This is a genomic window from Streptomyces sp. NPDC098789, assembly GCF_044759975.1.
Taxonomy (GTDB): domain Bacteria; phylum Actinomycetota; class Actinomycetes; order Streptomycetales; family Streptomycetaceae; genus Streptomyces.
Map to the genome: position 1 here is coordinate 595,050 of NZ_JBIWAJ010000002.1, position 23,925 is coordinate 618,974.

The following is a 23,925-nucleotide window of genomic DNA, read 5'->3' on the forward strand; positions in this document are numbered from 1 at the left end:
CTGGTGGTTAGGCGTTGAAGTCGAACGAACGCGTCGGGCGGCGTCGGGCCTGCGGGGCGAGCTGGGGGTCGAACTCCCTCTGGAACGACGCGTAGGTGGCAGCGAGGTTCTTCGCGGTGCTGACGGCGTCCTCGGCGGCCTTCTTCATCCGCCGCGATACCCGCCGGGCCCGCGCCCTCGACCCGAACGGACGCCCGTCGGGGTCGGGGACCTCCTTCAAGACGGCGTTGAGCATCTCGGCGGCGTTGGCCAGCTCGAACGACATCTGCAGGAACAGGCCCCGGCCCTGCTCGCAGTAGTTCCGGATGTCCACGTTGTTGAAGAACTCCGGGTCCCCCAGCGGGGAGTGCATCCGGCGCCCGCCGCCGGCCTGCCCACGCCCACCACCCTGCTGCTGGCCACGGCCACCCTGCGGGCCATAGCCCCCGCCGTTCTGCGCGCCGGCGTCGTTGATGTGGAAGTGGTACTCCCGGGACCGGCTCGAGGTCCGGGAGCGGCTCGTCCCGCCGGACGCCGGGCCGGGGCCGAACGGGCCGTACTGCTGCCCGCCCTGGTCCTCCTGCCACCGGCCGCCCTGCGGGGTACTCCTCTGCGTTCCCGCACCCGGGGCGGCGCCGGTCCGCCAGTCGGTGCCGCCGCTGCCCCGTACCCAGGTGTTGTCCGACATCAGCAGGTCTCCTCAGTAGCAGTGACGGTCTTGACGGTGCGAGTGGTACGGCGGCCGATCAGCCACATGACCTGCGCGGCAAGGGCCGTCAGCGTCCACAGACCCATCAGGGCCGCACTGGCCGGGCTGAACCACACGGCCAGGCAGAACCAGGCCAGCGCGGCCAGAGCGAGGACACCCGTGGCGGTCCGCCAGGCGGAGACGCTGCGGGACGGGGCCGGGCTGGTCTTGGCCTTCCACCCCCAGACGCCCAGCGGGGCAAGGCCGGCCGGGGCGGCAAGCAGTGCCGCCCACGGGGCGAACCAGTGGACAATGCCGGTGATGGCCAGGAGCAGCACGGCCAGGCCGGTGGGCGCCCAGGTCCGGCGGTGCTTCCACACCCACCGGCCGGACGCCGCGGTGGCGCGGGCGGTCAAGGTCGGCTGCTCGGAGACGACCACGATCACCTGCGGGCCCTGCTTCCCGCGCTGGCGCGGGACGTGAACGGTGCGGGGCGCGGCCGACTGCACGGCCGACGTACGGATACGGCGGGACACGGCGAACTCCTTCAAGCAGACGGGGAGGTTCAGGCGGCGCACTGGTCTTCGGGGTAAGCGCAGGTCACGCACATGCCGAGCGAGGCCGGTATGACGTATCCGGCGTCACGCGAGCAGGCGGGGCAGGTGCGCCGGGCCGTGTTCGCCTTGGCGAGGGCGGCCCACCGGCCGGGGGTCATCGGCCGAACCGGCCGCGCCAGGTCGACGCGGTAGAGGTAGGCGACGAGCGGCCCGCGCCGGTAGCGGGGCCGCTCAACCTGGGCCACGACGTCCTGTCCGCCGGGCCGCAGGCCAAGGGCCCGCAGCTGCCGGCGGGTGGCGAGGCCGTCCGGGGCGAGCCGCCAGCAGTAGACGGCGGTCACCGGGGGCTCTCCTCCTGTGCCATGAGGGTGGCCCAGGCGTTCCGGATGCGGGCTTCGCCGCCGGTGAATCCGCTCTCGCGGAACGCTGCGGCGGTCTGCCGGTAGGACAGGGGCGGGTCGGTGGAGTAGCGCAGATAGCGGAGCACGACCACGATCTGCTCATCGGTCAGAGGCTCATCGGTCAGGGGTGTCGGCACCCCGGCGATGGCGGCGACTTCGTCGAGCGTCACGGGGGTGACGGCAGGCGTGACGGAGGGCGTGACGGGCGTGACGGCGGGCGTGACGCCCGCTTCCTCGACACCGGTCAGCGGGTCGTTGACCTGCGTGTCTTCCCCGTCACGCCCACCCGTGACGGCCCCCTGCTCAGGGGCCGGTTCGGGCGCGGGCGGAAGGGCGGGAGTCACGGTCGCCGTGACGGCGTCACGGGCACCTGTGACGGGCTCGCTCGGGGGTGTGACGGTGATCGCGAACATGTCGCCGAGGGCGACGTCCGCACCGGTGGTGATCCGTTCCCGCTGGACCTCCAGCAGCCGGGCGCCGAGCGTGGTGTCCGCGGTACCGACCTTGCGGGCCAGGCGCCACGACGCCCGGTCCGAACGCTGGCGGATCTTCTTGTCCGGGTGGTTCTGGGCGCGGGCCCGGTGGTAGGCCAGAGCCTGGACCACGGCGGCCGCCCTGGCTTCCGTTTCGGCGTCGCGGCCATCGACGTGGACCACGATCCGGCGGGCGAGGAAGGCCATGCCCTCGGCCGACACCGACATGCCCAGCGGCGTGATCGCGTAGATCACGGTGCGGGGCCCGTCCGGCGCGGCGACGGCGGACATGGCCGACGCGGCGGCGGGTAGGGCCCATAGGCCGGCGCGGACCACGGCCGGGGAGGGCTGGCCCAGCATGGTCAGCCCCAGCAGCACCAACGCCAGGACCGCGGTCGCGCCCTCGCCCGCGGCGACCGCGCCGAGCGCGGTACCGGAGTTGTAGGCGCCCTTGATGTTGGAGAAGGTCCCGTACCCGCCCGCGCCGCCGGTGGCGAGCATCGGGACGAACGCGAGCCCGAGTACGAGCTTTTGGGCGGGGGTCAGCGGGCGGCCGCTCACCGCTCGTCCTCGCTCTTCTTGCTCTCCCACGGGGTGTAGGTGACGGGCTCTTCGGCGGTCCGGCGGCGGATCGCGTCCGCCGCCCACTGCGGGTCCCGGCTCACTGCGCGGTTCGCCTCGATGGCAATCCGCACCGCGAGGGCCCGGCGCTCCAGCAGCCGGCAGTACAGGTGCTCGTCCGCATCCGCGATCGACGGAAGCGGCAAGTTCAACGCCTCCGCGATCACGTTCAGCAGGTCGACGTGGGCCGCGTCGGTGCGCTCGTTCATGCCGCGTCCCCCGAGACCTGCGTGCCGACCGTGCGGTTGGCCGCGTCCTTGCGGGCGGTCAGCACCCGGTGGTGGGCCCGGCGGATCCGGCGGGCGTCGAACTCCGACGCCGGTCGGTCCAGCAGCACGATCAACGCGTCCAGCAACTCGACCTCGGCGACGATCAGCGGCATCTCGGCCTCGATCGCGTCCAGCTCCGCGTCCGACGGCTCCAAACCGTCCGGCCACGGGGTAACGATGCTCTGAAGTGCAACGATTGACTTCATGGGCCTTGCTCCTTCTACGGAGGAACGGGACTCAGCAGCCTTCGGCGTTGCCGCGCCGGGGGCTGCACTGCGTTTGGTGAAGCGGAAGATTCCGGCTCCCCTCGACCGCGCCCGTACAACGCCGATGGCGCCGTACGGGCGGAGGAGGCAACCGGCCGCCTCACGAAAGAGGCGGAAGATTGATCACTTGCTTTGTGTCTCTTTCCGGGAACACGGGCTCCCGCTGGTAGGCAGAGACTCGCCGTCCGGTTGACCAGGGGTCCGGCTCCCTCGGCCCGCTCTGTCCCGGGCCCCTTGACGTGCTCCTCTGAGCAGCCCAAAGAAGGCCACCAGAGGAGTCAGCCCCGCTGTCCTAGGACTGCGTTGCCGTCTGGGAAGACCATGCACCTTCAGTCCTAGGACTGTCAATGTCCTAGGACTGTGTGAAACTGGCGTATGTCGAGAGGAGCCCCGCATGGCAGCGAAGTGGCGAGAGCTGGCAGACAAACTGGCCGAGCAGATCAGGGATGGTGTCGACTACCCGCCGGGCGCGCACCTGCCGCAGATCCGAGAGCTGGTGGAGGCAGGGGAAGGGTCGAAAGCCACAGTTCACAAGGCGTACACGGCTCTTGAGGCAGAGGGGCTGGTCACGTCGTTGCGTGGAGTCGGGACCATCGTCCGGGCGCAGACGCCGCTGAAGCGGCTAGGGGTCGATCGGTACGACAAGGCGAAGTGGCGGGATGGGGACGAGGTCGCGTTCATCGCCGACCGCGTCGCATCCGGCCGTCCGTACAAGCGGGGTGAGCAGACTCAGTCGGTCAGCCTTACCGAGGCAACTGAGGCGATCGCGGCGGCTCACGGGCTTTCGGTGGGGGCACCCGTGTATGCCCGTGCACGGCTCGTGAAGGAGGGGGAGCAGCCCACTCACACCCTGACGAGCTACTACCGTCCCGAGCATGTCGAAGGAACCCGACTGGTCGACCCGACGCCTGGCCCCGCTGGGCGGGGTGGTGGATTTCGTGTGCTTTACGACGCAGGGTACGAGATCGATCACATGAAGGAGCATCTCTTTGCCCGAGTCCCAACCAGCGATGAAGTGAAATTGCTGAAACTTCCGACTGGTGAGCCTGTGGTGGAACTGCACCGCACCACGTATACCGCAGACGGGACCGTCGTCGAGTTCGCCGTCGGGGTGCATGCTGCATCGCGATTTGCCTGGGAATATGACTTTCAGGTTCCCGACTCGGCGCGCAGTGAGGATCAGTAATGGTCTCTGCGCGAGCGTGGGCGGATGCGAAGCGTCTCTGGGACTTCCTTCAGATGCACCATGAGCCCCGGCCGTGCTCTGTTGCCGTGGGGCTCGGTAGTCACGATCTTGGCGTTGCGGACACCACCGTTGATCTCTATCGGCGCGGCATGGCTCCCCTGATCGTCTTCACGGGAGCCACCAGCCGCACGACACGGGCCCGAATGCCGCGCGGCGAGGCCGTCCACTACCGGGAACGCGCTCTCGAGCTTGGCGTCCCCCCGGCCGCCGTTCTTGCGGAGCCACGAGCGACGAACACAGGGGAGAACATTCTCTTCACCAGATCACTCCTACAGGAGAAGGGGGTTGAGGTCGAGGACGTTCTCTTGGTGAGCAAGCCGTATGAGGAGCGTCGCGCGTATGCCACGGCCCGAAAGTTGTGGCCACTCGTTGAAATCGTCAGTGCGTCGAGCCCGATTCAATTTGAGCAATACGTCGACTCCATTGGCGAACCAAATTTGGTCTTCGAAATGCTGGTTGGCGCCCTTCAGCGCCTACTGCTATATCCTGCAATGGGTTTCATGATCGCGCTCCCCGTGCCCGATGAAGTCGTGGCTGCATATGAGCGCCTACGTACCGGTGGGTTCATCGGGCGCATTGTGCGTTCCGTGGACTCCTAAGTCAATCTCGACTTATTTCGCCCGTCAGGAAATCCAAACCTCAATCTCTGTAGAAAATAGCCCATTGGTGACTCGGCGCAAGTTTGCATGCCCAATGGCTGTGCCAATTGCTGTATTTCGGCAGTGCATCAGAGATTTTTCTGCAAATGCTTCGATCGCGTCACTCAGGTCGGGTCTGGCCGCTCCGAACTCGGCTGAAACCACAGCTTCTTGGACCATTGTATTGGTTGTCGCTTCAGTAAGGCCCGTTTCGTGCCCCAGGAGATTATTTTCTGCGAGCAGTTGATGTAGCGCAGCAAAATTTACGGCAGCAATCTGCCACTTGCTTGAGTCTCTTAATGCTGGAACGAGTGCAGATGTACCAGTTAGGGCACGGAAAGGTGATGCTTCATCTACAGTGAATCCAGTGGTAAAGAATCCCGGGTAGGTCTTCGAGAGTGCATCTCCGAAGGTGGTTCTTCCTACGGACATTGTCGTGCATCCCAAGCCGACCAGATACTGGATGTCTGCTGGCGTTAGGCGGGTGATTTCTACGCTTAGCGGCTCGTATAGCTTGGCAATTCTCTCGTACAGTTCCTCGAGCCTGGTAACTCCTACTTCCCTCGTCTCCTTTACCGCAAAGATGAAGCTCAATGCTGCAAGTTGGCTAGTCGTCAGTTTTGGGGCAACGGAAATTGCTGCGCTGAGGGCGAGTGTGGATAGGTTCCTGTCGGTCCGCATGCAGCGATCGACCAGAAGGTCACATAGGACCTCTCCCAGGTCTCGGTCGCCACTCTTGGCGTACCCGGACTGGGCCTCTAGGAGATCGGATTGGACTCCAGGGTCCTGAATGTTCTGGATGGCTTGTGGTGCTCGATCCTTCATTTCTGTAACTAGGTTATCGATAAAATCCTCGGCGCGAGCGAAGGCGATGGAATGGGCTTGCGCTGATAGCTTTGCGAAGTTCTCCCTAAAGACGTCCATTGCGATCTCGCGCACATCGGCATAATTTAGGCCGATATTGAGAGATTGCGTCTGGATGTTAGTTGACGAATCGCCGCCTACTTGACGCTGTAGCCATTTCATTGATTTTCGCCAAACTTGTTATTGTTGCCGATAGTGATATCTCCCCCGCTCTGGATATTTGTTGAATTATCTCCCGCGCGTTGCACCTGATGAGGTACAGGTTGGCGGCTGCGGTTAGGTTGCAGCTGATGGATGCCGATGCCTATGCCGATCAACCCCGCCAGGCCACTGAAAATGCTGAACACCTTGTCCGCCCGATCTAGCCCCAGGAACGCCGCCAGGCCGAGGAGCGCAAGGCCCAGTGCTACAACGGAACCCCACAGCACTTGCTGTCTGCGTGTCATGCTGAGAGGTCTACCGCAGAGTGTGTTGCCTGTGCCGCGTTTTTGGCGTTTCAGTCCTGCCGAGCGAGGTGGGAAGGGGGTCCACTGGGCATCCCTTCGGGAACGCCCAGTAGATAGATCCAACTTGTGACGGCAGGAGTTGACGGCAACGCGGCCGTACCTTGACTGCTCTGAACGGCTCTGGCGGCCCAGGCCAACCCCAAGCGGAACTGCCGTGACCGGACAGCCTGCGAACCTCGGGGGAACTTACAAAGCAGATGTCGGCGGTTCGAAACCGTCCGCGCCCACCAGTACGAAGGCCCCCCGCCGATCATGGCGGGGGGCCTTCTGCATCCACAAGTGACGTCGGCCGTCACCCGAGACGGTGGCCCGTAGGGCCTGGCAGGATCGGCCCCTCGGCTTTACCGGGCCCCTGGGCCTGGCATTCGGAGCGAGCGCGCCTCGCCGGGTGACGCACCACCCGCCCTGGTCCTGAGGGGCGCCGGATCGGTGGTGACCTGGGGGAGGGCGGGCTTCGACTCGCTGTATCCGAAGTACTCCGGCGGCATGATCCGCCGTTCCATCATCTGGCGAAACCGTCACGCCGACGACCGGTTGCCCGACGCGGCACTAGTCACGGTCATCGGGTCCATGGTCCCTACTGCCGCGCCACGCAACCAAGGCGGAGACAGCTGCGGTTCCGACGCCAAGTACGGACGCCACGGCATCTGCGCTGGCCAAGCCGGAGGACAAAAGAACCGAAACCAGTGCACCAACTACAGCCAGCATGGCCGCGCCAACGGCGAGCACCAACGAAGGCGGCTTGCGATCCGGATTCCTAGCCATAGACCTTCACCCCGGCCGCTACTGGAGAGAGCAAAATGACCAACCCGGCAGCATTTGCGCAGACAATGTGGCTCCATCCCCTGAGGTCCCCTGCGCTGTCGTAGCAGAACTCCTGGACGACCTTGGGCATTACCGCCAGCCCAAGCACTAGAACTGCGAGGGTTACCCCCACCTGAAACGAATCAACAGGCTTGCCCTGCATGCTCGCGGTGACCAGCGAGACGCCCAGGGCCAGGGCTGCCGTCACGAGCCAATCGATCCACAAGAGCGCGTCATCACGCCGCAGCGCATGCCTTCGGCCCGTCGGCGCCTTCCGGGAGGCGTACTTGATCCACGTCTGCATGAGTGCGACTGGCGTAGCCAAGGCCAACGTGATGAGCGTCGCTTGCAATCATTCCCCCCGAAGGCGCATGGCGGTGCGACGTGCCCGTAATTCTAGAACCACATCGCATCCAGCACCGCACAACAGGCGCTCTTCTAGGCCCTGTTGAGCTACTTGGGGTCGCAACTTGCCGCAGCCTCATTGCCCAGTTCTTCCACAGCTCAGGCTTTGCGAACCGGCCGGCGCGTGCTTTCCCCTAGAGCTCCGCATCCCAGCGTGCTCGCAGTGACGCGCCGCCGACAAGGCTGTCGTCGAGGAACACCGACAACTCCTGCAGAGCATCCAAGGCGCGCTGAAGGCTGGGGCGACGTTCGCCGTTGGCTATGGCGAGGTGGAACCAGACGAGGGAGTCCGCCCACACCCTACGATCGGGTTGCGAAAGAAGTTCGCAAAATTCTCTGTAGCTCCTGAGTCGACCTTCGGGTTCCACGGCGACGTCGTTTCCGATGCTGGACTGTGTTGCGTAGTAGACGTCACACGCGGCGAAAGCCACATGAACCTTCAATATCAGGGCAGCCAGTCTTGTGTCGTCCTTACCCGGCAAGCGCAGAAACGGTATGTCGCGACGGGTGCGATTCATCTGGGCGAACAGGCAGGAAGTCATCCAGATGCTGGAAACCAGTGCGACGCCCATTCCGGCGAACCAAGCGGCGTCTTTCGAATCGAGCTCCTGCGGTTCATTGAGGACCTGAGCCGGGCGATAAGAGCCATGCTGGTCGACAGACGTGGCGTAGAGGGAAAGGCGGTGGTGTGCTTCAGCCGTGTGCCACCTGAGGGGGTTGAGATAGGACAAGTTGTGAGTCTCGCGCTGAGTTCTCTTGCCATCTCGCCATTGTTGCCGACTCGTCAGCCACATGAGCCCCATCGAGATGGCTCCTGACGTTAACGCCGAAACCAGCGTTACCGAGAGGGTGTTCACGCAACCGTCTCCCCGCAGTTGAACGGCGTCACCCCGCGCCGTGTGGACAGCCCCCTACCCATGGAGCCCACCGTCGTACACCGCGAGAGATGGGTGACGGCGCTAGCGTGGCGGCTTGCACCCGGCCTCGGGCAACAGTGCGGTACATGGGGGGATTCATGACTGATCCAGATCCGATTCGGTATGCAGTCACCGATGTTGGGATGATCTTTGTGAAGATGCTCGGGGTCGTCCTTCTGCTCATCCTCGTGGCGGGTGCGCTGGTGGCCATCATGGGCGTGTGGCTTTTCATCCACGGCGGCACGATGAGTCGCTGACCCGACTTGTGGATCGGTGGTTCGCCGGCTCAGGGCTACTCGCCTTCGAGTGTGGCCAGGTGTGCGCCCCTGAGCTTCCATCGGCCCTCCGTGCGCCCTCTTCGTGTCCGACTGGCCGCGCCACCGTGGTGGTGCTCACGGGACCTGGATGAGAGGGGCGGGATGACGCAGCCGCGGTGCGGGGCGGCGACGCAGGACGGCGGGCGTTGCCGGAACAAGGCAATCATCGGGAGCGGGCAGTGCGTGAAGCATCAGGGGGCCTGGACCGCCTACGGAGTGGCGCAGCGGAAGAAGAAGGAAGCCGAGGCGAAGATGCGGAAGCTTCGGAAGAAGTGAGCCCGGTCGCAGACATCCGTTGACATCCATAGCTGACATCAACGGGGATGGGCACCGGTGGATCTGGGCGGCCGGGGAGGGGCGTCGCGTCCGTGGTCGACCGGCCGCTTGATGGGGCTTGGGTGAGCTGGGGCGAGCTTGCACAGCAGATTTCGGAGGTTCGAAACCGTCGGCGCCCACCAGTACACAGGGCCCCCGCCGATCATGGCGGGGGCCTCTGGTGGCTACAGGTCGCGCTGCTCCCGTTTGCTTGGTCCTGCAAATGCGTTGCTGGGATGTCGGTACCGATGCTTATGGTCGTGGCCATGACGACGTTTGAGCTTGTGCCCGGAGTGATCACGACGCGTGACGAGGTCGTGGCAGCGTTCGGTGGTGGGAAGTTCCAGGGCATCGAGCCGGCCAACGAGGCGAAAAAGGTGTTCGTCTACTCCGACCCGTCCGCGGGTGAGGAGTACGGGTACACCTTCGACGGCCGCGCCGAGGATGATGAGTACGGTCCGCTGTACCTGTACACGGGCTACGGTGCCAACGGTGACCAGCAGCTGAAGAGCCGCAACAAGTCCCTGCGCTACCACGTCGAAGACGGCCGTGAGCTCCACCTGTTCGTCGCGCAGGGCAAGGTGCCTGGGGGGAGCAGCGCCATGCGCCAGCGCTACATCGGGCAGATGGTGGTGGACCCCATCAACCCCGTCGAGATCCGCCGCGGACCGGGCCAGGACCACAAGATGCGCAACGCCCTAGTGTTTCGGCTGCGGCCGGTTCCGGGGTCGGCGCCGGCCTGGAAGGACGAAGACTGGCTCAAGCCAGCAGCGGGCAACGACGTCGAGGACGTCGACACCGTCCCGGTGATCCCGGCGCAGACCAGTGTGAAGGACAAGAAGTCCGAGCAACACACGACCTCGGAGACGATCGCTGACGTTCCCGGTGGGCCGCGTACCGTTCTGCGCCGCGAAGGCCTACTGATGGAGGCGTTCAAGAAGGACCTTGAAGCTGCCGGCCACGTGCACAAGTCGTTCCAGATCACCATCGCCGGTGAGGTGGGTGCACTCACCCCTGACCTGTACGACTCCACGGACCACGTGTTGTACGAGGCCAAGGGGCTGACCACCCGCACCAACATCCGCATGGCGATCGGTCAGCTGGCCGACTACCGCAGACACCTCCCCAATCCGGAGGGCCTGCGGGCGGCTGTGCTGCTGCCCAGTGAGCCGAGCAAGGACGTGAAGGACCTGCTGGCATCGCAGAACGTGCACCTCGTCTACCAGGTTGAGGAAGGCTTTGCCGGCTTCCCCTTGGCGACCTGAGGTCCGACGTCAGACACCCCTTAGAGGCCGCTGCCGTGGCGACCATGGTCGGCTTGGCGCAGGATCGTCCAGTCCCCGGAAGCGCCGCGGTCGTGCTCAGGGTGTCGTCGAAGTCCATCGATCGGATCGATTGGATCGGTCCGGAGAGGTCATGCCCGTATGAAGTTGGTTGCCGTAACGCTCGATTGTGCCGATCCGCTTGTCCTGGCGGCGTTCTATCAGCAGGCCACCGGACTGGAACCGGATCCCAAGTCCGACGCCGATTTCTCGGGCCTCAAGGGTGAGCACGGGCTCTTCATCGGCTTCCAGCGGGTCGACGACTACCGGGCCCCGAGCTGGCCCGGCCAGGTCGTTCCGCAGCAGCTCCACCTCTGCTTCGCGGTCGAGGAGGACTTGGACGCGGCCGAGGCCAGGCTGCTGGGGTTGGGCGCCGGCAAGCCGGAACACCAGCCCGTGGGGGACAGGTGGCGGGTCCTCACGGATCCGGCCGGGCACCCCTTCTGCATTACGGCGAGTTGAGGCAGATGGCGCGAGGGATTCCGGATGGTGGCGTGCCGATCTCCGAGGACGAGGCCGCGCAGCGCTGGGCGGGTGCGTGGACGCCCGCCGAAGTGGCGGCGCGGCTGGCGGGTGTTTCGGCGCCCTGGTACGTGGCCGGGGGCTGGGCCGTCGACCTGTTCGTGGGCGAGCGCACCCGTGAGCACGCGGACCTGGAGATCGCCGTTCCGGCCGCTCGGTTCCCCGAGGTCCGGGACCGGTTCGTCGGGTGCGAGTTCGGGTTCGAGTTCGACGTCGTCGCGCACGAGCGGATCTGGCCGTACGCGCCGCAGGTGTCGGACCTGACCCACCAGACCTGGCTGCGCGATCCGTCGAGCGGGAACTACCTCGTGGACGTCTTCCGCGAACCGCACGACGGTTCGACCTGGGTCTGCAGGCGCGATCCGTCGATCCGTCTGCCGTACGCCGAGGTCGTCCGTCGCACGACGGACGGGATCCCCTACCTCGCACCCGAGTTGGTGCTGCTCTTCAAGGCCAAGGCGGTCCGTCCCAAGGACCAGCAGGACTTCAGCAGTGCCCTCCCCCTGATGGATGTGGTCCAGCGGCAGACCTTGGCCGAACTCCTCACCCGGGTGCACCCCGGGCACGGGTGGCTGACGTACCTCCGCAGTCCGTAGGGGCGGCGCGAGCTCCGGTCGTGGGATTCCCTGCGCGGGTACGGCGTGGGATCGTCGGGGGATGGCGGGGAGCTTCGGATGGGCCGACGCGGGGCTGAGTGCCGCGTTGGTGGTGGGTGTCGGGGTGGGCGGGCTCGTGCTGGCCCTGCGCGACGGGGTGCGCTTCGACCGCAAGCGGGACGAGGAGCGGGAGCGGCTGCTCGGTCAGGTCCACCAGGTCGGTCAGGTCGGCCAGCTGGGTGGGGACGAGGGCGAGGACGAGGACGAGGCCGGGGACGAGCGGCCCAAGTACACGGATGTCGGTGGGAGCCGGCCGGTCGTGCGCCGACCGGCCGGGCGACTCGGGGACCGGCGGGACGACTTCACCCCGCTCCTCGTCGAGTACTACGCCTACGGGCTGACCCAGGCGCGCAGCAGCTTCGCCATCAGTCAGCGGTTCGCCGGGTTCGGGGCGACGATCCTGCTGCTCGGGGTGGGGCTGGCGGTGTGGAAGGCCGAGAGCACCGGGGACCTGTACCTGGGGATCGTGACGAGTTCGGTCGGGGCGGTGGTCACGTTGATCGGCCAGCTGTTCCACCGGCGGGCCGACCTCGCGCTGCGGCACATGTCCGAGCAGACCGCCTCGCTCCGGGACGACCGGCGGGCCGCCGAGACCACGCAGCAGGCCATCGGGCTGCTGGCGGAGGTGGCGGATCCGGCGCTCAGGGCGCGGCTGCAGGCCGGCCTGATCATGAAGTTGTCCGGCGCCGAGCTGCCGCCGTCGGAAGGCGGGTGAAGGACCTGAAAACAGGGGGCTGGGGCTGGGGGCTGGGGCAGGGGGATAGTGGAGGCATGTGCCGGAGTATCAAGACGTTGCGACCGCCAGCCATCCCCGAGAAGGCCACCGAGGAGGAGGTCCGGGCCGCCGCATTGCAGTACGTGCGCAAGGTGTCCGGCTTCCGGGTCCCCGCCGCGCACAACCGGGAGGTCTTCGACGCGGCCGTGGCCGCCATCGCCGAGGCGACCCAGGCCCTGCTCGACGGGGTCCACGTACGCGGCCGGCCGCCCCAGCAGCAACAGGAGGCAGCCGCCGTCACGCCGTGACCGGCACCGCGTCCTCCTCCAGGGGGACCACGGCCGCCGGGCAGGCCGTGTGCAGCAGTACCGCATTGGTCACCGACCCCAGGTGCGGTGAGAGCAGCCGCTTGCGGTGGCGGCCGATGACGATCAGGTCCGCGGCCCGGGAGGCCGCGACCAGGTGACCTGCGGCATCGCCCGGCGCCGTGACCACTTCCACGACCACGTCGGGATACCGCGCCCGGTGCGGGCGCAGGTGCGCCTCGGCGAGCGCGGTCACCTCGGAACCGGCCGTCGTCTCGTCCTGCACCGCGGCGGCGGTGGTGAGGGTGCCGCCCGGGGCGAAGACGGGACCCGGCCACGTGTGCGCCACGACCACCCGGAGGCGGGCCCCGCGCCGGGACGCCTCGCGGAAGGCGAAGTGGCTGGTGCTGTCGTCGGGGGCGGCACTGTTCAGACCGAGCACGACCTGGTCGTACGGGTCCCGCAGCGCGGGCTCGCCGCTCGGCACCACCACGACCGGGCAGGCGGCACGGCTCGCGCACGCCAGACCGTTCGAGCCGAGTAGCAGGCTGGCGAAGCCGCCGCGTCCGCGTGAACCCAACACCATCATCTGCGCGCCCCCGCCCAGCTCCGGCAGCACGTTGTCGGGGGTGCCGGGGTGCGACGCGTACTCGATCACCGGCAGCCCGACGCGGCCCGCCAGGGCGGCCCGGACCCGGATCAGCACCGGGTCGTCGTCCTGGCCCGGCTGCTCGAAGGCGCTGGCCATGACCGAGCCGATCGAGGACGCGTAGAGGCGGGCGTGGACGATGCGCAGGGGCGCCCCGGACATGAGGGCCTGCGTGATGGCCCATTCCAGTGCCCGGTTGCCGTTCTCCGAACCGTCTACGGCGGCGATCACTGGGCGCTGGTCCATGGCGGGCTCCTTGCGAATAGTGCGTGGCCTCAGCCTTGCGGAGCGCGGTGCGCAGCGGGAGGGGGGAAGGTCCCGAAGCGACGGGACCATCGGCCATGCCTTGCCCCGTGGTCCTTTGCCCCTGTGGCCCCGTGGTCCCGTGGTCCCGTGTCCCCTTGGCCTTCGGGCCGGGGTGCTCGTCCGCCGCGGGGCTCAGGCGTCCGCTTCGGAGCGGCGCCGCATCACGTGGAACCCCGCGCCGAGCGCGCCCGCGACCAGTGCGCCGCCGACCGCGATCTGGCCGGTGCTCGTCGAGCCGATGCTGCCGCCCGATCCGCCGCGCGCCGCGCCGGCGATGACGGTCAGCGGGACGGTGACGCGGGTGCCGCCCGGGCCTCCGCACTCGAAGGTCACCGGGTGGGAGCCGACGGCCGCGGTGCGCAGGATGTCGGCGCTGCCGAAGAGGTTGCCGGCCTCTAGGTTGCCCGGGGTGAGCCGGACCTCGCCGAACGCCCGTGACGAGGCCCGGCCGGTCTTGGTGCCGCAGCCGCTGATGTTGAGGGCGATCCGCTGGCCCGGGGCCGGGGAGTCGGGGGACACGATGGCGGAGGGGGAGGCGTGCGCGGGGGTGGGCGCGGCGGCGAACACGGCGAACAGGGCGAGAACGCAGACGGAGGCGGCGGGGAGGGCGGCCGCGGCGGTCGGCGGCAGACGGCGGTGCGTGGCGGGCATGTAGGGGGACTCCTCGGCTCCTGGCACGGCGCAGCCGGTTGCGCACCGTGCTGTGGACGCTAGGAGCCGGGCCCCGGGGCGGCGATCGGGACCGGGTGAACGGGTGAGCGCACTGGTCCGCCCGAGGGAGCCGGGGCACGCGGAGCACCCGAAGCGCCTGGGGGTGCTTCGGGTGCGCCGGGTGTTCCGGGCTCTCCGGGTGCTCCCGGTGTGCCTGGTACCTCGGTCAGGAGGCCGGGGCGTGTACCGGGGTGGGGCGGCGGACCATGTACGCGGCCAGGGCGCCCGCGCCGAAGAGGGCGATCACCGAGACCGCCGTGCCGAGCCAGGTGGCGCCGAGCCACTGGGTGCCGTAGTAGCCGAGCGAGACGCTGTAGCCGGCCCAGGCCATGCCAGCCAGCAGCGACCAGGGCAGGAATTCCCGCACCTCGCGGTTGCGCTTGCCCGCGCCCAGCGACACCACCGAGCGGCCGGCCGGGGCGAAGCGGGCGATCACTACGAGGGCGCCGCCGCCGCGGGCCAGCGCCACGCCGAGTCGCTCTTGGGCACGGCTGAGCCGGCGCGAGCGGGAGATGGCCCGGTCGAGCCAGTCCCCGCCACGGCGGCCCGCCCGGTACGCGGCCAGGTCGCCCAGTACCGATGCACTGGTGGCCACGGCCAGTAGCGGCAGGATGTCGGGCACCTGGCCCGGCATCGCCACGGGCGCGCCGCCTCCGGTCGCCGCCGCGGCGGCCGCGGCGATCACCAGGACACCGCTCGGCAGTACAGGCAGGAAGACGTCGAGCAGCACGGATAGTGCCACTACGGCGTAGATCCACGGGCTCGTGGTCAGCGACCCCACAGTCTCAAACAAAACGGGACTCCCCAGTCCAGTGACGTGCTTCAGCGTTGAAGCGCCGCGACGTCGCGGGGGAGCGGCAGGGGCGGCTGACAGCCATACAGCGTACGCCGCACGCTGGCACCATGTGTCCCCGGGGCACCTCCTATGTCATGTTTGCTGTCACACCCGTACGTGCCCTGCTGCCACAGAGGGCGTCGGATCCGCGTCAGAACGGTGCCGGAACCGGGCCGCCACGCCCTCAGTCCCTGGTCGGGCACGGGCCAGCACGGCTCAACCCGGGTCGGCAGCGGTCAGCTCGCGGTCCAGGACGGTCACCAGCGTGGGCTCGCCCGCTCGTGGCCAGCGCTCCTTGTGCGCCTGGTCCAGCCGCAGCCGCGCGGTACGCCCCTCCAGGGCCAGGGTCATCAGCTGGTTGCCGAACCAGGGCCCGCCCGTACGTCGCCAGCTCAGCGGCGGTCGGCCCGTTCGCCCGTGCCGCGACAGCCCGCGCCCCAGCCACCGCCCCGTGCGGGACCAGCCGAGCCGGAAGCCGAGCTTCACCGCGGTGTGGATGGAGTTGTGCACCGGGGAGCAGGTCAGCTGGTAGACCCGGGACGTGGTGGGTATTCGGGGCTCGGCCACATACGCGTGGTGTACGTCTCCCGACAGGACGCAGACCGTCGCCGGAGCCCGTGGCCCCGTCCCCACCTGCTCGATCAGATCGCTCAGCGCCTCGAAGGAGGCCGGGAAGGCCGCCCAGTGCTCCAGATCGGCGCGCCGGCGCAGGTCCTCCGCGATACGCGCCCAGCGAGGCCCGCGCTCGCCCCGGCACAGCGTTGCGTTCCACACCTCGGCGTCATGGATCAGCGGTGGCATCAGCCAGGGCAGCGAGGAGCCGATCAGGAGGTGGTCGTAGCCTCCGTGCCCCTCCATCGCGTTGTCCCGGACCCACTGCTGTTCGGCCGGGTCGAGCATCGCCCGCCCGTCCTCCGCCAACACCCGCGCGGCCCGTGTGTCCACCATCAGCAGGCGCGTCCGTCCGAAGTCCCGGCGGTAGCTCCAGCGGACGGTGGACGGGTCGGCATCGGCCGCGGCGGCGAAGGCGCGCAGCGCCTCCGTCCCGTCGGGGGTCTGTCGAACGGCCTCGTAGAGCGGGTCGGCCTCCAGGTCGGCGGGGGAGAGGTTCCCCAGGTGCTGGTGCACCCAGTACGACATGAGCGCGCTCAGGATCCGTTCCCGCCACCACGGGGTGGCCCGCATCTGGGCCAGCCAGGCGGCGCTGGTGTTCCAGTCGTCGCAGACGTCGTGGTCGTCGAATATCTGGAGGCTGGGCACGGTCGACAGCAGCCAGCGGATCTCCGGGTCCAACCAGGATTCGTAGTAGAGCTGCGTGTACTCCTCGTAATCGGCGACCTGTGCTCCGGGCGCCTCGCGCAGGTCCCGGCGGGCTGCGAGCCACTGTCTGGTCGGCCGGGACAGCTGGTCGGCATAGACCTGGTCGCCCAGCAGGAGCAGGAGGTCGGGCCGCTCCGCCGCGGGATCGGCGGCGAGCCGCGCGGCGAGGGTGTCGAGGGCGTCCGCGCCGTGTGGGCCGCGGCGGCCGGCGGGCGGGGCGGCCTGACGGCAGGACCCGAAGGTGACCCTCAACCCGGGACCCGGGCCGGGGCGACCGCGGCCGGCAACGGCCGGGGTGCTGATGGTGCTCGGTGGGAAGCCGCTGTCGGGCTGCGGCCACACCCGGACGCCGTCCAGCACCACTTCGTACGTGGTGGTGCTGCCCGGGGTCAGGCCGGTCACCGGAACCAGCGCGTAGTGGTGGCCGGCTATCTGGAAGGTGCGCGCGCTCCCGCCCGCGCCGTCGGCGCAGCGCACCTCGGCCGTGGTCGGCCGGTCGGCCTCGACCCAGATCGTCGCCGAACCGCCCGTGTCCCAGTCGACGTACCTCAGCAATGGCCCCAGACGCAGTCCTGCCATCGAACTCCCCCTCCTCCATGTCCCCTTGGATCACAAGGTACGGCGTGGAGGAGGGAGAGCGGTTCCCCCTGGCGGGGGAGATCGATTCCCCGCACGGGGGAGGTGGGCGGTGGCGGCGATGGGCGAATGTTGAGGGGACAAGGACGAGAGGTGCCAGGGAAGAAGGGAGGCGTTGGGCGTGAGGTGCGAAGGGCGAGGTGCGAAGCGCGAACGTGAGGCGCGAAGGGTGCGGGAAGAAGGCGGTGGGGCGAGGGCTCAGCAGCCGTTGAGGACGTTCGTGAGGGCGGTCTTCTCGGCGGAGTCGATGCTCAGACCCCAGTACTGCTTCACGTTCACCCACATACGGACGTAGGTGCACCGGTAGGCGGTCCGGGACGGCAGCCAAGCCGCCGGATCCTTGTCTCCCTTGGCCTGGTTGACGTTGTCGGTCACGGCTATGAGCTGGGGGCGGGTCAGGTCATTGGCGAACTGCTGGCGCTTGGCGGTCGTCCAGGAGCTGGCCCCGGAGCGCCAGGCTTCGGCGAGCGGCACCATGTGGTCGATGTCCAGGTCGGAGGCGGCCGTCCAGGTGGCGCCGTCGTATTCGGAGTACCAACTCCCGCTGACGGCCGCGCAGGAGGAGTCCTGGACCACGTTCACGCCGTCGCGCTTGAGCACGACCTCGCGGGTGTTACAGGTGCCTGACTGGGTGATCCAGTGCGGGAAGAGGTCACGGCTGTAGCCGCTGGAGGAGCCTTCCGCCTTGGGGGTCACCGTGGCCAGGTACGAGCGGGCGGCAGCGGCGCTGATCGGCGCGGGCGGGGCGGCCTGGGCGGCCGGCGCGTTCACGAGGGCGGCGAGGGACGTGAGGGCAGCGGCTGAGGCGAGCATGCCAATGCGACGCGCGTAGATGGCGGGCATGAAGGACTCCCTTGGTGTGGGGGGACTGGCCGTACGGCCCCGGCGGGGCCCGGCCATGGTTGCGGCGCCGGGTTTCGCGGGGATGGGCGCCAGGTGACAGCGTGGCGACATGGGCACGTCACATCAAGGTGTGCAACGGCCTTGGCACAAAAGGAGGTTGTGATTCCGGATGGGGCGGGAGGTGATGCGGTGGCGAGAGAGGTGGTGGTGCGCGCGAGATGGCGGGGTCCGGAGGGGACCAAGGGCCTATTTCGGGCGGCGCCGGGGGTCGCGTAGGGTGTGTCGAGCAGAAGGGGAGTAGCTCTTCGCCGGACCGTCGACATACTGCTGGGTCATCCCAGCCGGCGCCCGGAGGCAGGCCGCGTCAGCGGTCGGCCAGCGAGACCTTCGGCCGCAGTGTCCTGTTTGCACACAGGGCGCCGCTGTGCCGAAGCGACCCCGGAAACACCCAGGTCTCTCGGTTCCGATGGCGTCCTGCCCGACCGATTGAGGTTTCACCCCGTGATCAGCTTCAGCATTTTGGCGATCGCATTCGGCGTCGTCTTCCTCGCCGAACTCCCCGACAAAACGGCCCTCGCCGGACTGATGCTCGGCACCCGCTACCGGGCGTCCTACGTCTTCGTGGGCGTGGCTGCGGCCTTCGCGGTGCACGTGGCGCTCGCCATCGCCGCGGCCAGCGTGTTGACCCTGCTGCCGCACCGTCTTGTCCAGGCGGTCGTGGGCGTCCTGTTCCTGGCGGGCGCGGCGATGCTGCTCTTGAAGAAGAACGAGGAGGACGAGGAGGTCAAGGAGCCTGCTGACCAATCCTTCTGGAAGGTGTCGGGGGCGGGCTTCATGTTGATCCTTGTCGCCGAGTTCGGTGACCTGACGCAGATCATGACGGCCAACCTCGCGGCCCGCTATGACGACCCCGTCTCGGTCGGCATCGGAGCGGTCCTGGCGCTGTGGGCGGTCGCGGGGATCGGCATCCTGGGCGGGCGCACGCTGATGAAGTACATCCCGCTGCGCCTGATCACGAAGGTCGCGGCGTGCGTGATGGCCGCGCTGGCCGTGTTCTCGCTGTACGAGGCGATCGCGGGCTGAACCGGGGGTTCCCGTGGGGGCGGGTAGCTCGGGCGGGCCCGGCTGCGCGCCGGGACCTATGCACCGCTGCGTCCGGGGTCCGGGCCGGGGTCGCCGGGCCCGGGTTCGGCTCGCTGAATGTGGACCCGGTTCGTCGGCCTCGGCCCCGGCTGGCTGGGGCTGGACCCGGTTCGTCGGCCCCGGACCCGGCTCGCTTGGTCTGGCTTCGGGGGCGGTGGCGGTGGCGGTGGTGGCGGCGGTGGCGGTCTCCCGGGTTCGGGCCCGGGGCGGCGAGCCGGGTCCGGCGTGCTCTGCCCGGTCTCGGTGTCCTGGGCCGCTCGGGCCTTGCTCCGGGTTCCGGGCTCGGCCTTGGCGCGCTGGCTTCGGTGCTCCGAGCCTGGCGGTGCTCTGCTGGCCTTCGCTTGCTGGGTGCGCGGGCTCCGGCTCCTCCGGCTCCGGTGCCTTGCTCCGGTGCCCTGGCCTCGGCTCCCCGGCCCCTGCCCGGGTTCCCCGGCACCGGCCCCCGGCCTCGGCTCCCCGGCCTCGGCCCCGGCTCCGGCTCCGGCCTCGGCTCCCCGGCCTCGGCTCCGGCTCCGGCTCCGGCCTCGGCTCCCCGGCCTCGGCTCCGGCTCCGGCTCCGGCCTCGGCTCCGGCTCCGGCTCCGGCCTCGGCCCTGGCTTCGGCTTCGGCTTCGGCTCCGGCCCCAGCTCTGGTGTTCCGGGCCTGCCCTCGCGCGCCCGGTCTCGGCGTGCTGGGGTCGGTGGTGGTCACCGTTGGACCCGCCCGGAGTGGATGACTCCTGAGGTAATCGACCGGCTCGGGGGCGCGGGGGCAGGATGGCCGTCGTACCGGGCCGCCGCTGACAGTCACTCCCCGAAGGGACCTTCGCCATGCCGTACTTCGAGTCCGCCTCCGACCGCACCCGCCTCCACTTCGTGGACTACGGGCCCTCGGACGGCCCGGTCATCGTCTTCGTCAACAGCTCGTACTTCGGTACCGAGATGTGGGAGTACCAGATGCTGCCGCTGGCGGCCGAGGGCTTCCGCTGCGTGGGCTTCGACCGCAGGGGGCACGGCAGGTCCGAGGACGTCTGGGGCGGCTTCGACCTCGACACCCTCGCCGGGGATCTGGCCGCGCTGCTCGATCACCTGGACCTGCGCGAGGTCACTCTGGTCGGGCATTCGATGGGCACGGTCGAGGTGGTCCGGTACCTGACCCTCCGCGGTACCGGCCGGGTGGCGCGGGTCGCCCTCGTCGGCGGGATCGCGCCGGGGCCGGCACGTTCCGCGGACCACCCGGAGGGGCTGGACCCGGAGCTGATCCGCGGATTCAACGAGACCTTCCGGCAGGACCGGGCGAAGTTCTTCGCCGACGGGGCCGACGCGTTCTTCGCCCGCCACCTGCCCGGGCCGCGGGTGTCGGACGCGTACGTGGCGTACATGGTGGACCGCTGCCTCGGGGCGACGGCGCGCGCCGGCAATGCCCTGGGGGACCTCGTCCCCGCCCTGAACCTCGTCCCGGAGCTGGTGAAGATCGACTGCCCGGTCCTGGTCATCCACGGGTCGGACGACGCCTCCGCGCCCCTGGCCCTCACGGGCCGCCGCGCGGCCGAACTGATCCCGGGGGCGGAGCTGCACGTGTACGAGTACGCGGGCCACGGGCTGTTCGCGACCCATGCGGACCGCCTCAATGACGACCTGCGCGCCTTCGCCCGCGCATGACGGTCCCGCGCATGACGGTCCCGTGCATGACGGTGGAGCCCGCGCCCGCCGGCGGGTGCCCGGGCTTCCGCCCTACGGGGCGATGGTGAGGGTGAGGGTGAGGGTGCCCGTGGGGGTGGTGGTGAGGGTGAGGGCGGTGAGGTCGGGGACGTGGGCCGTGGGGGCGTGGGCGGCGGCGCGGGGGCCGACGCCGATGACGCGCATGCCGGCCGCGAGGCCCGCCGCGATGCCCGCCTCGGAGTCTTCGAAGACGATGCAGTCGGCCGGGTCGATGCCGAGCTCGGCGGCGCCCTTGAGGAAGCCCTCCGGGTCGGGCTTGCTGGCCGACACCGACTCGGCCGTCACCCGGATCCGCGGCATCGGGAGGCCGGCCGCGGTCATCCGGGCCGTGGCCAGTGCCAGGTCCGCGGACGTGACCAGGGCGTGCGGGAGTTCCGCGAGGGCCGCCATGAACTCCGCGGCGCCACCGACCGGGACCACGCCGTCGGTGTCGGCGGTCTCGCGGGCCAGCATCACGGTGTTCTCGGCGTAGTTCTCCGCCATGGGGCGCTGCGGGAGGAGGATCGCCATGGTGGCGTAGCCCTGGCGGCCGTGGACCACCTTGATGACCTCGTGCGGATCCAAGCCGTGCGCCACCGCCCACTCGCGCCAGCAGCGTTCGACCACCGCGTCGGAATTGACGATGGTGCCGTCCATGTCCAGGAGGAGCGCCTTCGCGCTCAGGACGACGGGGGCGGCGGCGGTGGTGGCAGCGGCGGTGGTGGTGCTGGCCGGCATCAGGGGTCTCCAGAGGGGGCGCGGCAGTGGGGAAACAAAAACAAGTGGCTCCGCCTACCGGTCAGGGTATGCAGGCGGAGCCACTTTGTTCCATCAGGGTACAAAACAATTCCCCGATTCGGCCAATCCAGTGACCTAGGTCTCCCAGCAGGCCGTAACGGGACGTACCGCTCAGGATGGAGATGTCCTACCGCCGCCCGGTCCCCGAGGAGGAGCCGATGGCCCAGGAAGTGAGCCCCTCGGTCGCGGATCCCGCGCGCGGCCCGGGCGACGAACACGCCTCCCGCGAGGTCCTCGTCTCCATCGGTGCGCTGCTGCTCGGTCTGCTGATCGCCTCACTCGACCAGACCATCGTCTCCACCGCCCTACCGACGATCGTCAGCGACCTCGGCGGGATGGAGCACCTGTCCTGGGTCGTCACCGCCTACATGCTCGCCTCGACCGCCGCCACGCCCCTGTGGGGCAAGCTCGGTGACCAGTACGGGCGCAAGAAGCTCTTCCAGGCGGCCATCGTCCTGTTCCTGATCGGCTCCGCGCTCTGCGGCCTGGCCCAGAACATGCCCCAGCTCATCGGCTTCCGGGCGATCCAAGGGCTGGGTGGCGGCGGACTGATGGTGCTGTCGATGGCGATCGTCGGCGACATCGTCCCGCCCCGGGAGCGCGGCAAGTACCAAGGGCTCTTCGGCGCCGTCTTCGGCGCGACCAGCGTGCTGGGCCCGCTGCTGGGCGGCCTGTTCGTGGACAACCTGTCCTGGCGGTGGGTCTTCTACATCAACCTCCCCATCGGCCTCGTCGCCCTGGCCGTGATCGCCGCGGTGCTGCACATCCCCAAGCGCTCCTCCCGGCACACGATCGACTACCTCGGCACCTTCCTGATCGCTTCCGTCGCCACCTGCCTGGTGCTGGTCGCCTCCTTCGGCGGCACCTGGGGCTGGGGTTCGACGCGGATCATCGGGCTGGCCGTGCTCGGCCTGGTGCTGCTCGTCGTGTTCCTCATGGTGGAGCGCCGCGCGGCCGAACCCGTGCTGCCGCTGAAGCTCTTCCGGATCCGGACCTTCACGCTCTGCTCGCTGATCAGCTTCATCGTCGGCTTCGCGATGTTCGGCGCGATGGTCTACCTGCCGACCTTCCTCCAGGTCGTCCAGGGCGTCTCGCCCACCATGTCCGGCGTCCACATGCTGCCCATGGTGCTCGGCCTGCTGATCTCCTCCACGGCCTCGGGCCAGATCGTCAGCCGCACCGGACGGTGGAAGGTCTTCCCCATCGTCGGCACCGCCATCACCGCCGTCGGGCTGCTCCTGCTGCACCAGTTGCAGCGCACCAGCTCCACCTGGGAGATGAGCGCCTACTTCTTCGTCTTCGGCTTCGGCCTCGGCCTGGTCATGCAGGTGCTGGTCCTGGCGGTGCAGAACGCGGTCACCTACGCCGACCTCGGCGTCGCCACCTCCGGCGCGACCTTCTTCCGCTCCATCGGGGCTTCCTTCGGTGTGGCGATCTTCGGCACGATCTTCACCAACCGGCTCGACGAGAAGCTCGTCTCCGCCCTCGCCGGCGTTCCGCTGCCGCCCGGCACGGCGGCCCGGCTGAAGGCCGACCCCCGGGCCATCGGCGCCCTGCCCCCGGCCCTGCGCCCCCGGGTCCTGGACGCCTACGCGACCTCCATCACCGACGTCTTCCTCTACGCCGTCCCCGTCGTCCTGCTGGCCTTCCTGGTCGCCTGGTTCCTGAAGGAGGACAAGCTGCGCGGCTCGGTGACCGCCCCGGACGTGACCGAGACCCTCGCCTCCAACCCCGTCGAGCGCTCCTCGCACGACGAGGTCGCCCGGGCGCTGTCGGTCCTCGGCACCCGCGAGGGCCGTCGGCACGTCTACGAGGACATCACCGCAAAGGCGGGCTTCGACCTGCTCCCCGCCGCGAGCTGGCTGCTGCTGCGGATGAAGAAGTACGGCTCGGTCGAGCCCGCGATGCTGGCCGAACGCACCAACGTGCCGCTGAAGGCGATCACCGAGGCCGCCCGCCAGGTCGAAGAGCGCGGTCTCGCCGTCCGTGACGGGCTCCCGTTGGTCCTGACCGAGCCCGGGCGCTCGGCGGCCGTACGGCTGGCGGACGCGCGGCAGGAGTCCCTCGCGGAGCTGCTCGGCGACTGGTGGGGGCCCGACCGCCCCACCGACCTGATCAAACTGGTCGGCGAGATCAACGCCGAGCTGTGCGGTTCGGACGCGGAGGAGCCCTACGACACCCTGCCGCGCCGCGACCACGAGGCCCGCTGAGACCGGGAC

Annotated in this window: 27 protein-coding genes; 11 read left to right on the plus strand and 16 right to left on the minus strand. The window is 68.9% G+C overall.

Annotated elements, in window-relative coordinates; genetic code table 11:
• Positions 1–7: 7 nt before the first annotated feature.
• From traA to ACIQWR_RS07010, 6 genes are read right to left on the minus strand one after another with little or no spacing between them, the layout of a single operon-like run.
• On the minus strand, positions 8–667 hold the full coding sequence (gene traA, locus ACIQWR_RS06985) for a plasmid transfer protein TraA (protein ID WP_404005611.1): 660 nt from the start codon (positions 665–667) through the stop codon (positions 8–10).
• Positions 667–1,203: a hypothetical protein gene (locus ACIQWR_RS06990; protein ID WP_404005612.1), complete on the minus strand. Its 537-nt coding sequence runs from the start codon at positions 1,201–1,203 to the stop codon at positions 667–669. The genes traA and ACIQWR_RS06990 overlap by 1 nt, the downstream gene beginning before the upstream one ends.
• 29 nt (positions 1,204–1,232) lie before the next feature.
• Positions 1,233–1,565 (minus strand): RRQRL motif-containing zinc-binding protein, encoded by a 333-nt coding sequence (locus ACIQWR_RS06995; RefSeq protein ID WP_404005614.1) that lies wholly within the window; start codon positions 1,563–1,565, stop codon positions 1,233–1,235.
• Positions 1,562–2,659, minus strand: coding sequence for a hypothetical protein (locus ACIQWR_RS07000; protein WP_404005615.1), 1,098 nt, complete (start codon positions 2,657–2,659; stop codon positions 1,562–1,564). The genes ACIQWR_RS06995 and ACIQWR_RS07000 overlap by 4 nt, the downstream gene beginning before the upstream one ends.
• Positions 2,656–2,928: a hypothetical protein gene (locus ACIQWR_RS07005; RefSeq protein ID WP_404005616.1), complete on the minus strand. Its 273-nt coding sequence runs from the start codon at positions 2,926–2,928 to the stop codon at positions 2,656–2,658. The genes ACIQWR_RS07000 and ACIQWR_RS07005 overlap by 4 nt, the downstream gene beginning before the upstream one ends.
• Positions 2,925–3,194 carry a DUF6284 family protein gene (locus ACIQWR_RS07010; protein WP_404005617.1) on the minus strand — a complete coding sequence of 90 codons (270 nt, stop codon included), beginning with the start codon at positions 3,192–3,194 and terminating at the stop codon, positions 2,925–2,927. Before ACIQWR_RS07010 ends, ACIQWR_RS07005 begins: the two co-directional genes overlap by 4 nt.
• Positions 3,195–3,648: 454 nt before the next feature.
• On the opposite strand from ACIQWR_RS07010, the gene ACIQWR_RS07015 reads away from it, so the two are divergent.
• Positions 3,649–4,440 carry a GntR family transcriptional regulator gene (locus ACIQWR_RS07015; protein WP_404005618.1) on the plus strand — a complete coding sequence of 264 codons (792 nt, stop codon included), beginning with the start codon at positions 3,649–3,651 and terminating at the stop codon, positions 4,438–4,440.
• Complete coding sequence (locus tag ACIQWR_RS07020) at positions 4,440–5,099, plus strand: YdcF family protein (protein ID WP_404005620.1); 660 nt, start codon at positions 4,440–4,442, stop codon at positions 5,097–5,099. Before ACIQWR_RS07015 ends, ACIQWR_RS07020 begins: the two co-directional genes overlap by 1 nt.
• 24 nt (positions 5,100–5,123) lie before the next feature.
• Here the strand turns inward: ACIQWR_RS07020 and ACIQWR_RS07025 are convergent, their stop codons facing one another.
• The 4 genes from ACIQWR_RS07025 to ACIQWR_RS07040 form a co-directional block, all read right to left on the minus strand.
• Positions 5,124–6,164, minus strand: a complete 1,041-nt coding sequence (locus tag ACIQWR_RS07025) for an LPO_1073/Vpar_1526 family protein (protein WP_404005621.1) — start codon at positions 6,162–6,164, stop codon at positions 5,124–5,126.
• Positions 6,161–6,448: a hypothetical protein gene (locus ACIQWR_RS07030; RefSeq protein ID WP_404005623.1), complete on the minus strand. Its 288-nt coding sequence runs from the start codon at positions 6,446–6,448 to the stop codon at positions 6,161–6,163. Before ACIQWR_RS07030 ends, ACIQWR_RS07025 begins: the two co-directional genes overlap by 4 nt.
• Before the next feature lie 817 nt (positions 6,449–7,265).
• On the minus strand, positions 7,266–7,616 hold the full coding sequence (locus ACIQWR_RS07035; protein ID WP_404005624.1) for a hypothetical protein: 351 nt from the start codon (positions 7,614–7,616) through the stop codon (positions 7,266–7,268).
• A 235-nt stretch (positions 7,617–7,851) separates the two neighbouring features.
• The gene (locus ACIQWR_RS07040) at positions 7,852–8,574 is read right to left on the minus strand and encodes a hypothetical protein (RefSeq protein ID WP_404005625.1); all 723 of its coding nucleotides are present in this window, start codon (positions 8,572–8,574) and stop codon (positions 7,852–7,854) included.
• Positions 8,575–8,732: 158 nt separating this feature from the next.
• Between ACIQWR_RS07040 and ACIQWR_RS07045 the strand changes: the two genes are divergently transcribed.
• From ACIQWR_RS07045 to ACIQWR_RS07070, 6 genes are all read left to right on the plus strand, one after another.
• Positions 8,733–8,891, plus strand: a complete 159-nt coding sequence (locus ACIQWR_RS07045) for a hypothetical protein (RefSeq protein WP_404005626.1) — start codon at positions 8,733–8,735, stop codon at positions 8,889–8,891.
• 641 nt (positions 8,892–9,532) lie between these two features.
• Positions 9,533–10,531 (plus strand): hypothetical protein, encoded by a 999-nt coding sequence (locus ACIQWR_RS07050; protein ID WP_404005627.1) that lies wholly within the window; start codon positions 9,533–9,535, stop codon positions 10,529–10,531.
• A 159-nt stretch (positions 10,532–10,690) separates the two neighbouring features.
• Entirely contained in the window at positions 10,691–11,050 is a 360-nt protein-coding gene (locus ACIQWR_RS07055; protein ID WP_404005628.1) for a VOC family protein, read from the plus strand.
• 5 nt (positions 11,051–11,055) lie between these two features.
• Positions 11,056–11,706, plus strand: coding sequence for a nucleotidyltransferase domain-containing protein (locus tag ACIQWR_RS07060; RefSeq protein ID WP_404005630.1), 651 nt, complete (start codon positions 11,056–11,058; stop codon positions 11,704–11,706).
• A 61-nt stretch (positions 11,707–11,767) separates the two neighbouring features.
• A complete protein-coding gene (locus tag ACIQWR_RS07065; protein ID WP_404005632.1) occupies positions 11,768–12,481 on the plus strand; it encodes a hypothetical protein in 714 nt (237 codons plus the stop codon).
• A gap of 56 nt (positions 12,482–12,537) precedes the next feature.
• On the plus strand, positions 12,538–12,789 hold the full coding sequence (locus tag ACIQWR_RS07070) for a DUF2277 domain-containing protein (protein WP_399266270.1): 252 nt from the start codon (positions 12,538–12,540) through the stop codon (positions 12,787–12,789).
• Here the strand turns inward: ACIQWR_RS07070 and ACIQWR_RS07075 are convergent.
• The 5 genes from ACIQWR_RS07075 to ACIQWR_RS07095 form a co-directional block, all read right to left on the minus strand.
• Positions 12,779–13,681, minus strand: a complete 903-nt coding sequence (locus tag ACIQWR_RS07075) for a universal stress protein (RefSeq protein WP_404005634.1) — start codon at positions 13,679–13,681, stop codon at positions 12,779–12,781. The two genes, ACIQWR_RS07070 and ACIQWR_RS07075, sit on opposite strands and share 11 nt — an antisense overlap.
• A gap of 192 nt (positions 13,682–13,873) precedes the next feature.
• The gene (locus ACIQWR_RS07080; protein ID WP_404005635.1) at positions 13,874–14,392 is read right to left on the minus strand and encodes a hypothetical protein; all 519 of its coding nucleotides are present in this window, start codon (positions 14,390–14,392) and stop codon (positions 13,874–13,876) included.
• Between the two features lie 226 nt (positions 14,393–14,618).
• Entirely contained in the window at positions 14,619–15,245 is a 627-nt protein-coding gene (locus tag ACIQWR_RS07085; RefSeq protein ID WP_404005637.1) for a DedA family protein, read from the minus strand.
• Positions 15,246–15,503: 258 nt separating this feature from the next.
• Positions 15,504–17,186 (minus strand): alkaline phosphatase D family protein, encoded by a 1,683-nt coding sequence (locus tag ACIQWR_RS07090; RefSeq protein ID WP_404005638.1) that lies wholly within the window; start codon positions 17,184–17,186, stop codon positions 15,504–15,506.
• A 255-nt stretch (positions 17,187–17,441) separates the two neighbouring features.
• Complete coding sequence (locus ACIQWR_RS07095; RefSeq protein ID WP_404005640.1) at positions 17,442–18,086, minus strand: HNH endonuclease family protein; 645 nt, start codon at positions 18,084–18,086, stop codon at positions 17,442–17,444.
• 501 nt (positions 18,087–18,587) lie between these two features.
• Here ACIQWR_RS07095 and ACIQWR_RS07100 point away from each other — a divergent pair.
• Both ACIQWR_RS07100 and ACIQWR_RS07105 read left to right on the plus strand, forming a co-directional pair.
• Positions 18,588–19,169 (plus strand): TMEM165/GDT1 family protein, encoded by a 582-nt coding sequence (locus tag ACIQWR_RS07100; RefSeq protein WP_399266282.1) that lies wholly within the window; start codon positions 18,588–18,590, stop codon positions 19,167–19,169.
• An 869-nt stretch (positions 19,170–20,038) separates the two neighbouring features.
• On the plus strand, positions 20,039–20,869 hold the full coding sequence (locus ACIQWR_RS07105; RefSeq protein WP_404005642.1) for an alpha/beta fold hydrolase: 831 nt from the start codon (positions 20,039–20,041) through the stop codon (positions 20,867–20,869).
• A 72-nt stretch (positions 20,870–20,941) separates the two neighbouring features.
• Here the strand turns inward: ACIQWR_RS07105 and ACIQWR_RS07110 are convergent, their stop codons facing one another.
• Positions 20,942–21,646, minus strand: coding sequence for an HAD-IA family hydrolase (locus ACIQWR_RS07110; RefSeq protein ID WP_404005644.1), 705 nt, complete (start codon positions 21,644–21,646; stop codon positions 20,942–20,944).
• Between the two features lie 218 nt (positions 21,647–21,864).
• Between ACIQWR_RS07110 and ACIQWR_RS07115 the strand changes: the two genes are divergently transcribed.
• Positions 21,865–23,916, plus strand: coding sequence for a DHA2 family efflux MFS transporter permease subunit (locus ACIQWR_RS07115; RefSeq protein ID WP_404005788.1), 2,052 nt, complete (start codon positions 21,865–21,867; stop codon positions 23,914–23,916).
• The last annotated feature ends 9 nt before the right edge of the window (positions 23,917–23,925 follow it).

Bases quoted from the DNA above. Each gene is read 5' to 3' on its own strand.
- traA (WP_404005611.1), bottom strand. From the start codon at position 667: ATGTCGGACAACACCTGGGTACGGGGCAGCGGCGGCACCGACTGGCGG.
- ACIQWR_RS07005 (WP_404005616.1), bottom strand. From the start codon at position 2,928: ATGAACGAGCGCACCGACGCGGCCCACGTCGACCTGCTGAACGTGATC.
- ACIQWR_RS07010 (WP_404005617.1), bottom strand. From the start codon at position 3,194: ATGAAGTCAATCGTTGCACTTCAGAGCATCGTTACCCCGTGGCCGGAC.
- ACIQWR_RS07015 (WP_404005618.1), top strand. From the start codon at position 3,649: ATGGCAGCGAAGTGGCGAGAGCTGGCAGACAAACTGGCCGAGCAGATC.
- ACIQWR_RS07020 (WP_404005620.1), top strand. From the start codon at position 4,440: ATGGTCTCTGCGCGAGCGTGGGCGGATGCGAAGCGTCTCTGGGACTTC.
- ACIQWR_RS07025 (WP_404005621.1), bottom strand. From the start codon at position 6,164: ATGAAATGGCTACAGCGTCAAGTAGGCGGCGATTCGTCAACTAACATC.
- ACIQWR_RS07030 (WP_404005623.1), bottom strand. From the start codon at position 6,448: ATGACACGCAGACAGCAAGTGCTGTGGGGTTCCGTTGTAGCACTGGGC.
- ACIQWR_RS07035 (WP_404005624.1), bottom strand. From the start codon at position 7,616: ATGCAGACGTGGATCAAGTACGCCTCCCGGAAGGCGCCGACGGGCCGA.
- ACIQWR_RS07045 (WP_404005626.1), top strand. From the start codon at position 8,733: ATGACTGATCCAGATCCGATTCGGTATGCAGTCACCGATGTTGGGATG.
- ACIQWR_RS07050 (WP_404005627.1), top strand. From the start codon at position 9,533: ATGACGACGTTTGAGCTTGTGCCCGGAGTGATCACGACGCGTGACGAG.
- ACIQWR_RS07055 (WP_404005628.1), top strand. From the start codon at position 10,691: ATGAAGTTGGTTGCCGTAACGCTCGATTGTGCCGATCCGCTTGTCCTG.
- ACIQWR_RS07060 (WP_404005630.1), top strand. From the start codon at position 11,056: ATGGCGCGAGGGATTCCGGATGGTGGCGTGCCGATCTCCGAGGACGAG.
- ACIQWR_RS07065 (WP_404005632.1), top strand. From the start codon at position 11,768: ATGGCGGGGAGCTTCGGATGGGCCGACGCGGGGCTGAGTGCCGCGTTG.
- ACIQWR_RS07070 (WP_399266270.1), top strand. From the start codon at position 12,538: ATGTGCCGGAGTATCAAGACGTTGCGACCGCCAGCCATCCCCGAGAAG.
- ACIQWR_RS07075 (WP_404005634.1), bottom strand. From the start codon at position 13,681: ATGGACCAGCGCCCAGTGATCGCCGCCGTAGACGGTTCGGAGAACGGC.
- ACIQWR_RS07080 (WP_404005635.1), bottom strand. From the start codon at position 14,392: ATGCCCGCCACGCACCGCCGTCTGCCGCCGACCGCCGCGGCCGCCCTC.
- ACIQWR_RS07090 (WP_404005638.1), bottom strand. From the start codon at position 17,186: ATGGCAGGACTGCGTCTGGGGCCATTGCTGAGGTACGTCGACTGGGAC.
- ACIQWR_RS07095 (WP_404005640.1), bottom strand. From the start codon at position 18,086: ATGCCCGCCATCTACGCGCGTCGCATTGGCATGCTCGCCTCAGCCGCT.
- ACIQWR_RS07105 (WP_404005642.1), top strand. From the start codon at position 20,039: ATGCCGTACTTCGAGTCCGCCTCCGACCGCACCCGCCTCCACTTCGTG.
- ACIQWR_RS07110 (WP_404005644.1), bottom strand. From the start codon at position 21,646: ATGCCGGCCAGCACCACCACCGCCGCTGCCACCACCGCCGCCGCCCCC.
- ACIQWR_RS07115 (WP_404005788.1), top strand. From the start codon at position 21,865: ATGGCCCAGGAAGTGAGCCCCTCGGTCGCGGATCCCGCGCGCGGCCCG.